Origin of the sequence: Cytobacillus depressus, from assembly GCF_008923245.1 — a bacterium.
Lineage (GTDB): Bacteria > Bacillota > Bacilli > Bacillales > Cytobacillaceae > Cytobacillus > Cytobacillus depressus.
The window spans coordinates 24,088-36,705 of record NZ_WBOS01000028.1 but is presented as its reverse complement, the minus strand read 5'-3'; the positions used below and the strand labels follow the sequence as shown (position 1 = coordinate 36,705).

General features: G+C 36.7%; 12 protein-coding genes. 7 read left to right on the top strand and 5 right to left on the bottom strand.

The genetic code is table 11. The annotated features are described in order from the left end of the window. From F7731_RS25295 to F7731_RS25280, 4 genes are all read left to right on the top strand, one after another. A partial coding sequence (locus tag F7731_RS25295; RefSeq protein ID WP_212031237.1) for an HU family DNA-binding protein occupies positions 1 to 118 on the top strand: 118 nt, incomplete at its 5' end. Between the two features lie 278 nt (positions 119 to 396). Beyond that, positions 397 to 1,128 carry a hypothetical protein gene (locus tag F7731_RS25290; RefSeq protein WP_151537547.1) on the top strand — a complete coding sequence of 244 codons (732 nt, stop codon included), beginning with the start codon at positions 397 to 399 and terminating at the stop codon, positions 1,126 to 1,128. Between the two features lie 368 nt (positions 1,129 to 1,496). Beyond that, the gene (locus F7731_RS25285; RefSeq protein WP_151537546.1) at positions 1,497 to 2,066 is read left to right on the top strand and encodes a hypothetical protein; all 570 of its coding nucleotides are present in this window, start codon (positions 1,497 to 1,499) and stop codon (positions 2,064 to 2,066) included. A gap of 99 nt (positions 2,067 to 2,165) precedes the next feature. Then, the gene (locus tag F7731_RS25280) at positions 2,166 to 2,765 is read left to right on the top strand and encodes a hypothetical protein (RefSeq protein WP_151537545.1); all 600 of its coding nucleotides are present in this window, start codon (positions 2,166 to 2,168) and stop codon (positions 2,763 to 2,765) included. A gap of 203 nt (positions 2,766 to 2,968) precedes the next feature. Here the strand turns inward: F7731_RS25280 and F7731_RS25275 are convergent, their stop codons facing one another. Next, positions 2,969 to 3,325 carry a DoxX family protein gene (locus tag F7731_RS25275; protein ID WP_281352611.1) on the bottom strand — a complete coding sequence of 119 codons (357 nt, stop codon included), beginning with the start codon at positions 3,323 to 3,325 and terminating at the stop codon, positions 2,969 to 2,971. Between the two features lie 418 nt (positions 3,326 to 3,743). Here F7731_RS25275 and hemG point away from each other — a divergent pair, with 418 nt between their 5' ends. Next, the gene (gene hemG, locus F7731_RS25270) at positions 3,744 to 5,129 is read left to right on the top strand and encodes a protoporphyrinogen oxidase (protein ID WP_151537543.1); all 1,386 of its coding nucleotides are present in this window, start codon (positions 3,744 to 3,746) and stop codon (positions 5,127 to 5,129) included. Positions 5,130 to 5,232: 103 nt separating this feature from the next. Here the strand turns inward: hemG and F7731_RS25265 are convergent, their stop codons facing one another. After that, entirely contained in the window at positions 5,233 to 6,135 is a 903-nt protein-coding gene (locus F7731_RS25265) for an NAD-dependent epimerase/dehydratase family protein (protein ID WP_170289802.1), read from the bottom strand. A gap of 86 nt (positions 6,136 to 6,221) precedes the next feature. Beyond that, complete coding sequence (locus F7731_RS25260; RefSeq protein WP_246197448.1) at positions 6,222 to 7,433, bottom strand: CynX/NimT family MFS transporter; 1,212 nt, start codon at positions 7,431 to 7,433, stop codon at positions 6,222 to 6,224. Between the two features lie 350 nt (positions 7,434 to 7,783). Between F7731_RS25260 and F7731_RS25255 the strand changes: the two genes are divergently transcribed. Both F7731_RS25255 and F7731_RS25250 read left to right on the top strand, forming a co-directional pair. Further along, on the top strand, positions 7,784 to 9,013 hold the full coding sequence (locus F7731_RS25255; protein WP_151537541.1) for a Zn-dependent hydrolase: 1,230 nt from the start codon (positions 7,784 to 7,786) through the stop codon (positions 9,011 to 9,013). Between the two features lie 256 nt (positions 9,014 to 9,269). Then, positions 9,270 to 10,922 (top strand): M20/M25/M40 family metallo-hydrolase, encoded by a 1,653-nt coding sequence (locus F7731_RS25250; RefSeq protein WP_151537540.1) that lies wholly within the window; start codon positions 9,270 to 9,272, stop codon positions 10,920 to 10,922. Positions 10,923 to 11,105: 183 nt separating this feature from the next. Here F7731_RS25250 and F7731_RS25245 read toward each other — a convergent pair whose 3' ends face one another. Both F7731_RS25245 and F7731_RS25240 read right to left on the bottom strand, forming a co-directional pair. Further along, positions 11,106 to 11,684, bottom strand: coding sequence for a hypothetical protein (locus F7731_RS25245; protein WP_151537539.1), 579 nt, complete (start codon positions 11,682 to 11,684; stop codon positions 11,106 to 11,108). A 3-nt stretch (positions 11,685 to 11,687) separates the two neighbouring features. Continuing rightward, complete coding sequence (locus F7731_RS25240; protein WP_151537538.1) at positions 11,688 to 12,563, bottom strand: hypothetical protein; 876 nt, start codon at positions 12,561 to 12,563, stop codon at positions 11,688 to 11,690. Between the last annotated feature and the right edge of the window lie 55 nt (positions 12,564 to 12,618).

The window sequence follows — 12,618 nt, the reverse complement described above, 5'->3', positions numbered from 1 at the left end:
ACGCGAACGTTCAGCTAGAAAAGGTCGTAATCCACAAACCGGTGAAGAAATAGATATTGCTGCTTCTAAGGTTCCTGCTTTTAAGCCAGGCAAGGAATTAAAAGAAGCTGTTAAATAATAATATATCTTAACAGTAAATAACTTTGGTATGAGAAGAAAAGAACTCAAAAATTAGTAATAATAGCTTGTTCTACTAAAGGGCGTAATTCTACAGCAAGAATTACGCTCTTTCTTTATGTAAATGGCCATATAATTGAACAAAACCTTAAAAAAATCTGGATATTTATGTTGAAATTCAAGTGTGAGATTGTGAAGAAATGTATTTAAACTATCGGTGCAGTTTTATTGAACGAGGGCTATGAATTTTTATATAAAAGTGGTGAAGGGGAATTTTACATGAAAAAGATATGGTTATTGCTTGTTTTACTATTCTTATTGGTAGGATGTATGAATAATAATAAAACAACCTCAAAACAAGAAATTCCTAATATGGAGAAATCCGGAACGAATGAACCACAAAATGAATTAGTGAAGGAAGAGGATTACCAAGTCGTAGCAAGTTCGAATGAAGAAGATGTAACTATTTACGCAAAAGAGATGGATGGTCTATATTATAATTTTAAAATTGACTATAAGGATATTTCATTTAAAGAACCGTTCTGGATGAATGTAACAAATCCAAGTTATGCACCGCAAATTATTGTTGAGGATATAGATGGTAATGGGACGGAAGAATTAATTATTATTTTAACGCTTGGATATGGTACAGGTACGTTAAAACAAGAAGTACATGTATATCATATAGAAAATAATTTTAGTGAGGTGCTTGTCGATAATCCAATGGCTATCGTGTTCAAAAATGTAAAAGCTACTTTATTACCTAACGAAGCGAAAATTAGTATAGCGGATAAACAGGTAACTGTGGATTTCGAAGTGGAACCAGAATACTTAAATAATGAAGTAGGATTCGGTGGTATCATTAACTATTATGTAAAAGATAATCAGCTCATTGCAAATATCGGAACACAGGTTTCCCCAGCAGGTTTTATTGGCAACGTTGTAATCAAGTATGAATATCGAGATAAAATGTACCAAGCGAAATCAATTGAGTTTCAAACTATTGAGTAGTGTGATGGATTATTTGTATTTGGATTTTAGATGAAAAAAACTTTCCTAAAACAAGAACAACAATGTTAAGCGTTACTAATAAACGTAGTAAAGTTTTTTATTGAAGTAAAAGGGGCTATAGTTGAATAACGATCTTCAATAATCGGGCGCTTTCTTTGAACAAGGATAAGCGCAATTTTTTATTTTAGGGCCATTTAACGGAGGAAGAGTATAAAGAAAAATCGAATATTTATGGTAATGATATTGTGGGGATTTGTGAAAGATTGTACTTAAGCAATATAAACAATAGTTGAAGAAGAATTTCACTTAGTTTGATCGAAATACACAGTAATGGTTACTTAAAACTAGATATGTACTGGGAGGTAAAGATGAATAAGAAATTTCTTATGATGGTTGTTTGCAGTTTTTCATTGGTAACAGCTTGTGCAAATACCGAAGAAGTCGTCAGTCAGCTAAAGGAAGATAAAGAAGAGTTAACCTTAAGACTAAATGAAAATGAAAAGAAACAAAAAGAATTAAATCAAAGAATAACAGAACTTGAAAAACAAAATGAAACTAATGAAAAGGAAAAAGAATTGTTTAGTATCATTAGTAACTTATCAAAGGATTTTGTATCCTTCCATACATCGGGTCATAAAGAAAAAATCAAAACACTGATTTCAGACGAACTTTTCCTCGAAGAAAAGGACAATACCTTATATTTAATCAATAACGCCAATGATCAATGGCTGTTATACCCCTTTAATGGTAAGCAATTGGATGATTGGGTAATACAGGGTTTTCAATATGATAGTGATAGTGATACTTATTTGGTACATATCAGGGAATTTTACAAAGATGAAAACGGTGAGCCTGTGAGTCCTCCGACATTCCTTAATTTGACCTTTAAATCGTACAACAATGAATGGAAGGTAATTAGTGTGAGTTTTGATATATAAACATGAAGGGCGAATTTGATTGCTGCTCATGAGGTGAGTATTTGAGAGATAAATTGTATCTTTTTGAGGGAGTACGTAAATTAGGAGAGGTGCAAAAAAATGCTGAAAAAATTATTATTTACTGGAATTACATTAAGTCTATTCTCATTAGTTGGGTGTAGTGATGAGCAAAGCGAAGAAAAGGGTAAAACTAAGATTTTAGCAGATCAAGTTGAGTTTGATACAAATGAAATAGAATCGTTGCAAACACAAAATCAATTTCTAAATGAACGAAATCAGTATTTAGTGACGACTATTAAGCAAGTGATAGATAATTTATCAGATGTAGAAATGTTGGAGTTTTCCCAAGATCAGATTTTATATGGGTTACGGGTTAATGGGGAATCTATTCCTAAAAACGGACAAGTAACTATTTCATCAGGGGATATTGAAATTTTATTATCTGAAGAGGTCTTGGGGTACGATTTTTTACCAGCCGAATGGTTAGACAAAGGAAAAATTAGTGGAAACTATATTGACCATTTGTTAAATATCGATACAAAAAATTGGATGCCAATAGGAACTGACGGCACTGTTAATACAGCACAAGGTTATCAATTAGCAGATATAAAAGCTGGTCAGTTCTCTTTTAATATTACAGAAGAGCTAAGAGAACGATTGAAAATGGATACTAATTTAATACAAATTGAAGTAAAATAATTTCAATGATAATGATTGTACTTTTCTAGTAAAGTCTTATTCGACGGGTACTTATTTTTAATAAGATTTAAACTAACATCTTCTGCAATCTAGCGCGTTTATTTAGGAATGCTCCGGATTTTTTATTGGAAAAGTTTCTAAAGAAGGAATAATAAAAAACTAAGGAAATTATTAAGATAAGGGTTTTTTATACTTTAAAGGACCTATCTTCTTGAAGGCAGCTTATATAAAATAAACAACAAAACAAGCATAACAATATCCAACCGAGCATTGGCCGCAAATTGAATAAAGCCGGAATGCAAGGTTGGAATTTTCGTTAACATAATGGCGACGACCATGATGCCAATTAAAGGAATTGCCGCATTGCTTACACTTCTATTCAATAAAATAAAAACCCCACAAATCAATTCCACAACAGCAATGATATACATGACCTGAATGGGATAAGGTAATCCTAAATTGGCAAAATAGGTCCCCATATCGGGATTAATAAATTTAATCATTCCAGCTACAATAAACACGTAAGCTACAGCATATCGAATTAATTGGTCCGTAGACAATGATATTTTAATGACTAACCCCTCCTTTCTCGCAGATTAACGGGCTGTAAGATTCTCGCTTTAAAAATTCCGCAAAACTCAAATTTCTAATTGGGCGATCTAACAGCCCGTAAAGGCCCGACGACAGACAGGATGTCCTAGTCAGGCGAAAGCCACAGGACAAGGAACACTGCGGTAGCGATACATCGCACGACCAAAAGCATAGCTTTTGGGAGGACGTGGCGCTCTGAGCGTGATAAGTTCAACTAACATTCTGTGCGGGAAAAAGCCCCCCACTGAATGAAGTTTCACTTAATAAAACTGTATGCAGCATTGGGGACAAACAGTCACAAAATTGTTAAGGATGTTCACAGGGGTAGAAAGTTAAAGTATGGTACACTTTAAGTGAGATAAGGAACTAATAACAGGGGTGTAGGATTTGAAAACAGTCTTAGTCATTGGTGGAGGAATCACTGGATTGTCCGCGATGTTCGAATTACATAAATGGAAAAAGACAAATCAATCAAATGTAAGATTGATTCTTGCGGAAGCCTCCTCTGAACTGGGCGGAAAAATTCGCACAGTAAAAGAAGGCGGTTTCGTCATGGAGGCAGGAGCTGACTCGATCGTTGCAAGAAAAGCAAATGCGATGTCATTTATTGAAGAGCTTGGTTTAGACGATGAAGTCGTCTATAATGCCGCGGGCCGCTCATTTATTTATACTGAGGGGGGTTTAAAACAAATTCCTGCTGATGCAGTGTTTGGCATTCCAACAAGTATTGAATCCCTTGCAAAAACAACACTCATTTCGGCTGAAGGGAAAGTAGAAGCATTGAAGGATTTTTACACAAAGAATGATTCCTTCACGAAGAACGATTCCATTGGCGATTTTCTCGAATACTTCTTTGGGAAGGAACTGGTTGAAAAACAAATTGCTCCAGTTCTTTCAGGTGTGTATTCAGGTCAATTAAGTGATTTAACAATTGCTTCGACTCTTCCATATTTATTAGATTATAAGAAGGAATACGGCAGCATCATTAAAGGCTTTGAAGCCAATAAGAAGAAATTTCAAAGTGGAAGCGGGAAGAAATTTATTTCCTTCCGAAGCGGATTAGGCAAGCTCATCGATGCTTATGAAGAAAAGCTCGAAAATGCTGAGATTTTAAAAAATACGATGGTAAGCAAAATCGAAAAGGTTGAAGAGCGATATCAAGTTACATTTCAAAATCGGGAGATCATTGAAGCCGATTTTATTGTAATGAGTATCCCGAATACAGAAGCGGAGAAATTATTCATCGATCAAGAGTTGGGAAAAGGCTTTTCTCAATTGAAAAACAGCTCCTTAATTAGTATCTATGTAGGCTTCGATTTGCCAAACAGCGTGCTACCGGAAGATGGAACAGGCTTTATTACAGCAGATTCGAAGAATATATTATGTAATGCATGCACTTGGACTAGCCGGAAGTGGGAGCACACATCTGCATCGAAAAACTTGCTTGTTAGACTATTTTATAAAAGCAGCCTTCCTTCATTCGGTGAATTATCAAAAATGAACGAAGAAGAGTTACTCCAAGTTGCCCTCACTGATATTGGAAAAAGCCTAGGAATTACAGCCGATCCAATTTCAAAAGAGATCACAAAATGGACAGACAGCATGCCGAACTATTTAATTTCCCATCCACACTCAGTTGAGGAATTAGAGAAAAAATTTGTGGCTTCCTATCCTGGAATCATGCTTGCAGGCTGCTCGTATTACGGTGTGGGAATTCCTGATTGTATTGAAAATGGAGCTAAAGTGGCGGGGGAAATTATTCATTCCCTGTAAGGTTGTCGCACTTGCATAAAGTAAGAAGTCACACGTTCCGGTGAGGTAAATGAAAAGAGCAGGCTGCTGTTCCTTTATGAAGAGGAACGCTCCTGCTCTTTTACTAGGCATTCTGCGATATTTCAGTTGTGTAATAGTCAATTAAATGACCTAATGTTTCATCTAAATCTGCAAAAGTAAAGCCAAGCTTCTCTGCTTTATTTGTATTGGTGGACCACGAGTCTCCAATCGAGTAAGGTGAAGCATTTTCCTTTGTTAAAACATCTGTGATTTTTGCTTTAGTCCCAGTATGTTCTTCAATCTTATCCAGTAATGCCCTTAAAGATATATCTTTCTTACAGCCTGGATTAATCGTACCAGTGAAAGAGGACGCACCTAGTTCGTATAAAAAGCTTGCTGCATCGTCTGATAAAATAAAACTAAATCTGGCTTCAAGATTTGTAATGCCAATGGGTTCTTTTTCGATTATTTTTTCTACATGGAATTTTAATCTATTCGTAAAATCATCCTTGCCAATAACTATTGGAAAACGGACGGCAGCGACCTCTAATTCTTTTTGCGAGAATAATACAGCTTCGGCTGCACGCTTTGCTTCTTGGTATCCTTCATATCCGCTATATTGCTCCCGTGGCTTTACTTCATAAGTAAACTCATATGGATTAAAATTCTCCTCCACATGATTAACACCAAACTCATATACAGCTTGTGTGGATGTGAAAATATATCTTTTTGCCTTGCCCGTTAATGCGTCCAGAGTAAATTGTGCTTCAAGCGGGGATTGACACGTTTGGTCGTAAACAATATCCCATTCTCGATTGGTAAAAGCTGAATCAATAGATTCCTTATCACGCCTATCAATAATCAGCCTTTCAACATGCTCCCCGAATGGATCGGGAGACATTCCTCTAGTTGCAATAGTAACAATCTCTCCATTCGCTATAAGCTTTTTCACTAATTTCTTTCCGAAAAATTGTGTTCCACCTAAAACTAGCACTCTTTTATTCAAACTTTTCTCCCTCATTTCTATTAGTTAAATTCTAGATTAATAGAAGAATTCCTTCTCACAATCATATGAGATAAACTGTAGTGTTCTTACGTTGAAAGGGTTTCATGTTTTTCCTGTAATACATATAAATTTCGTCCGGCACCAATTCCTGCAACCGTAAAAATTAATGTGATGACTACAAGAAAGATTAATGGAATGGTCCAAGTATGAAATAAATCGAAGAGGAGTCCAACCATTAAAGGACCTAATGCAGCCAATAAATACCCTATAGATTGTGCCATTCCGGATAAGTTAGCAGCTTGCTCTGCATTGGCAGCACGCAGGCTAATAAGCGTAAGTCCGTGACTAATGGCAGATCCAAGTGATATGCCAAGCAGGGCCATGCAAATAGTCAGCAACCCTTTATTTGCAGAGAAAATTAACCCGCTTAATCCCATTAAACCTACGAGTCCAATCCCTAACGCTATTCCTTTTTGATTCGGAAGCTTATCCGCAAGAATGGGGATAATTATATTAGCAGGCAGTCCGGAAAATTGGAATAAAGTAATCATCCAGCCGGAAACGGCTAATTCAAATCCACGGGATAACAAAATTTCCGGTGCCCACGAAGTAATACTGAAGTAAACCATCGATTGTAAACCCATGAAAAGGGTGACTTGCCAGGCAATAGATGATGACCATATAGGAGAGTTAGATTGTTTTTGAATGAGGCATGATTTAGGAATGCTTTTTTGTCTAAGTTGAGGCAGCCAAAAAGCAACAGCCATGATGATAAGAATGATCCACGTTCCTAATGATAATTGCCATCCCAAGCCTAATGATTCAGCTAATGGAATGCTTAGACCTGGCCCTAATCCAGCGAATATAGCCATAGAAAGCGTATAGACCCCTGTAACGAGCCCAACCTTTTTTGGAAAGGACTGTTTAACGACCCCGGGCAGTAGTACATTACAAATAGCTATGCCAAACCCAATAAAGATCGTTCCCGAAAACAGAAGGGTTATTGTATCAATTGACCGAATAATAATACCTGACCCAAGAACTATTAATCCGACCATAACACTTAACTCATTCCCAAATTTTTGAGCAAACTTTGGAACAAAAGGGGAAAGAAGCCCAAAAGCTAATAGGGGAAGTGTCGTAAGTAATCCGGCCAAACCATTGGTAATCCCCATATCTTCCTTAATGTGCCCAGTTAATGGGCCAATTGAAGTAATCGCCGGTCTTAATGTGAAAGCAACAAAAATGATTCCAATCATCAGCAGGGTATTCTTATTAGTTATTTCGTTTATTTTCATGTATTTTATATCCCCCCAGTTTTTTGAAATAGGGATTGTTCTTATTTCTATTCTGAATTAGAAATGTGGAAAAATATACATACCTCAAATAATTATAATAAATATTCTGAAAAATTTGTAGTGAAAAATAAAAAGCACCAGCCCTCATTCAAACCATATGCTTCCCCAAATGCTCGTTGGAGGTTTCATTACAGTTACGATGGTGTCGGTAGTTTTAGCAGGAATTTTCGTTGGTTTCTTGAAATAGTTTAATAGGATAGGCATATACAGCGGGTACGATTTCCTTGGGCTTAATATTTTCAGGGATGTCTGCCCGCTTATCTTTCATTTCTTATATCGGAGGGGTTTATATGAACAAGTCTCAACAAAGAATAGAAGATCATATTCTCGCATTATGTAAATTTACAGCATCACCCGGCAGAGGGGTAACTCGTCTTACTTACAGTGCGGAAGATTTGCAAGCACGCAACTATATTAAGGAAATCATGAAGGATTATGGGCTAGAGGTTCGTGAAGATGGTTTAGGTAATATTTTTGGAAAGCTAGAAGGCAGTATGGCTGACGCGCCAAGCGTAATAGTCGGCTCTCATTTTGATTCTGTTCCTAACGGCGGGGCTTATGACGGGACTGCTGGAGTAGTTGCGGGATTAGAGGTGGCAGCCCTTTTTCAAGAAAATAACTTAAAACCAAAGTACCCATTAGAAGTCATTGCCATGATTGAAGAAGAAGGCTCTCGTTTTGGAGGCGGACTAATGGGTTCAAGAGGAATCATCGGTACATTGTGTGAAAAAGACTTCATGAATCTTAAAGACAATGATGGGATTTCAACGGTCGAAGCGATGTCCCAAATAGGTCTTGATTCTTCTTTGGACAAGCAAAGAGATCCAAAAACAATGAAGGCTTTCTTGGAATTGCATATTGAGCAAGGCCCGATACTCGAGGAAGCAAACATACCTATTGGAGTGGTAGAAGCTATTGTTGGATTGACACAACTGGAGGTTACGATCAAAGGTCAAGCAGGACATGCAGGAACGACCCCAATGAATCGCAGATCGGACTCCTTAGTGACAGCTGCAAAAATCATTGCACAGTTACCTGAACTTGCCTTAGAAGAAGGGGTGGATACGGTTATTACAACTGGGCGCCTCCATGTATATCCAAATGGTGCCAATGTCATCCCGAAAAAAACAGTTTTCACAATCGACATTAGATCGGGAAAAGAAGAACATGTTCAAAATGTTCTAGAAAAAGTCCAGGAATTAATTCAATCCTATCATGTAGATGGCATTCAAACGTCCATTAAAAAGCAGCTTTACATTCAGCCAAAAGCACTAAGCAAAAATATACGATCCCTTTTTAAACAAAAGAGCGAAGAGTTAGGGATTTCGTATTGCTCTATTAACAGCGGTGCGGGCCATGATGCAATGGTCTTTTCAGATGTCACAGATGTCGGAATGATCTTCGTTCCTAGTAAAAGTGGACTAAGCCATTGTCCGGAGGAATGGTCAGATTCCCGCCATTTAGCAGAAGGTGTACAAATCCTTTACGAAGCAGCAAAGAGCTTGACTGAAGCAGAATAGGGGAAAATTAACTTTATTCAAAAATCCACCGAATATAGGTTTCACTATATTTTGGTGGGATTTTTAAGTTTATACCAATTCTGTCAATTTAGAATTTAGTGTATACTCTTTTTGTGGGCTTTTTTTATGGAAGCGGAGTTCAAAAGGAATATCTGATAACCGCTTAGGAGTAATATCCCTTTCCCTGGGCATCAGATAACGCTACTGATTACCGGGCTGGAGTTTTGTATTTTAATTAGAAAGGATGCAAGATCTAATGATCTCCACTAAAAATGAAGTATTACAATTTACCGATGAGTTAGTACGGGTTGAAAGTATTGTGAATACAAGAGGGGAAATTGATATTGCTAATAAAGTATACAATATCATCTTAAGCTTTCCATATTTTAAAGAATACCCAAACCAGTTAATTCAATCACAGACAGTAGATGATGAAACCGAAAGATACAATGTTTTAGCCTTTGTAAAGGGAACGAAGGACATTGATAATCATAAAACCGTAATTTTAATGGGGCATTTCGATACGGTTGGAATCGATGATTTTACCCATTTAAAGGACGTTGCGTGCTCTCCAGTTGAATTGATGGAAAAGCTAAAAGAAGAATCTTTGCCTGAACTTGTTGAAAAGCAGCTTCATTCCGGCGATTGGTATTTTGGGCGTGGGGTTCTTGATATGAAAAGCGGGGTAGCTAGCAATCTTTATTTATTAAAATACTACTCCGAGCATCCAGAAGAGCTATCAGGAAATTTAGTTTTTATCGCTGAATGTGATGAAGAAGATGGCTCACATGGTGTTCTGTCTTGTCTCAAAGATTTGAAAAAGTGGAAGCATGAACATAGCTTTGATTATATTGGCCTTATTAATTCAGACTTTGTTACACCATTATATGATGGGGATGAAAATCGCTATATTTATAAGGGAACGGTTGGCAAGCTTCTTCCTTCTTTTTTTATAACAGGTGCGGAAACACATGTTGGCTCTGCCTTCGAAGGATTAGATCCAAACTATCTTGCAGCCGAATTAACAAGACAAATAAGTTATAACCCAGATTTATGTGATAGTTTTCTAGGAGAAACACCAGCTCCGCCTGTTTCCTTAAAGCAAATGGATTTAAAGCCAAATTATACGGTGCAAACAGCTTTGTCGGCTTACGTCTATTTCAATTTCTTTGTTCATTCATGGTCTCCAAGAGACGTTTTGAACAAGCTTTCCGAACAGGCTGAAATCGCCTTTGAAAATGCCATATCTACTTTAAATGAGGGTTATGAAAGATTTAATCAAAAATGCAATCAGCCAAGTCAGAAATTGCCTTGGAAAAAGAGAGTGCTGCTTTACGAAGATATGAGAGTCATGCTTGAACAAGAGCATGGAGAAAAGTTTATTAAACATATGGAAGATTTTAAAGCGGAATTACTCTTAGATAAAACGATAGATACGAGAATGTTTGCAGCAAGAGTGGTTGAGGAAGAGTGGAAATGGATGACGGATAAGAGACCGGCTATTATTCTATTTTATTCATCCTTATATTCACCTGCTCTCGATTTAACAGGCAAGGATCAGCGAGAAGTAAATCTATTAGAAGCTTTAGATCAGGCGGTTGAAGCAGTTCAACCGGAGTATGCTCATCCGATTGTCACCAAAAACTTCTTCCCATATATTTGTGATATGAGCTTTGTAGCATTAAGTGATGATGCGGAAGAAATTCGAGCAGTCATGGAGAATAACCCTGGATGGGGCACAAAACATTACGTCAATTTTGAAGATATTCGTGAAATTAACGTTCCCGCCATCAATATCGGTCCATACGGCTACGACGGTCATAAAAAATATGAACGAATGGAAATCCAATATTCAACCGAGATCGTACCAAAAATAACAAAAGAAGTGATCCAACGACTAATAGGATAATAGACGGCCGTCATGAATCGTGTTTTTCGCGGGAAGTCTCTCGAACGGTCACCATGAACGTTTCATGGAACGTGTTTTTCGAGGGAAGTATCCCAAACGTTCACCATGAACGTTTCATGAATCACGTTTTCCAAGTAAACTATCAAGAACGGTAAGTATGAACGCTTCATGAAGCGTTCATACTTATTGATCAATTACTTGAAACCTGTTTTTAAATACCCTAATCAAAACGAGTATGGTGATCTCAATAATAACCGTAATCACGATACTAATTACAAAAATAAAAAATGCTTCAGAATCATCGACATTCAGAACAAATGGATAAGCTGCCATTGGAACGAGCGTCCCAATGATATAAATGTATAATCGTTTTTGTGCCATTTCGGAAAGCCGGATAAAGCCCTCTTGTTCTGCCATCTCGATCAGTCCGCGGACAATGAAATAAATAAGCGCTAAATGAAGCAGTCCTAGGATTGTTGAAAAAACTATTATCAAAAATATTTTTTTTGACGGCTGGAATTCTTCTAATGGAATACTTGGGCCTTGAAAAATAGTTACTAAAGAAAAAACGGTCAAAATAATAGAAAATATTTTGGCCTTTGAAAAATAAGGAGAGTACGTTTGTAAATGGCTTAAACCAGATGCAATAATTATATAACCAATAAAATCTGGAAGAATATCAAAATAAACAATATTAATATCAACAAGGACTATTATCAATCCCCAAAAAATCTTGTTAATGGAAGTGGCTTTTTTATTCATTTTTTACTCCCCCTCCTTAATTATGGCGCGCAAATCCTTTACTTCAAAGCTCGGGCGATAAGAAAGAGAGAAAAAATCTGTAAACTTCTGTCCGTTTTGCTCGTTTCCATGCAATTTTCCGTCCATTTGATAGTAGTTAAATCTGAGCAGATCATCTTGATTAAATAAAAATTTATGGGTTACCGATAATAGCTCATCTTTTTTTAGAGCTAGTGGAAACACATCAGAAGTGATCAATTTTCCATTTTGGATTATTTCTGGAACAGGCGCATTTACATTCCGCTCTAGTTCTACTTGATTGCTATTAACCTTTAAAGTCAGAGCCGATTTTAAATCATTAGCAAATGGTAAATCCACCCCGGTTATTTCAATATCTTTATCTGTTTTAAATATTTGGAAGCCGGTGTTATCACTCGAACCTCCTGAGGACTGCCTTTCTAAGGTCATATCATTTTGATTGAATAAAGTAATTTCACCGATTGGCATAATCATTTTTTCTCCGTTTGAAAGATGAGCAGTTACCTGGTCAAAGCTCAATGCCCCCGCGTTCATATCATCCGAAAAGTGCTCATTAATTTCAATATGAAAGGTTTTTAGCTGATAATGTTTATAGGGTTGACCGTATGAAGTCCCGTACAGAGGGGAATAAAATTCATTTTCAATTCCGGGAATGATGATCCATTGAATATCAATATCATTGCTGCGATTCGCAATATAATGCAACTCTAAAATGGAACCTGGTAAAACAGCGGAATTGTAATAATGCTTTAACATGATCGGCTTCTTTAATTGACTCATAGTAAAAACAAAATAGTTGCCTACGAAGCTCAATATGACGATAACCAAACCAACGTAAAGCAAGGATTTTTTGATTTTCATGTTAGGCTCCTTCGAAAAATTTCTTATTGGCTGTATATTCAATTATACTTCATTT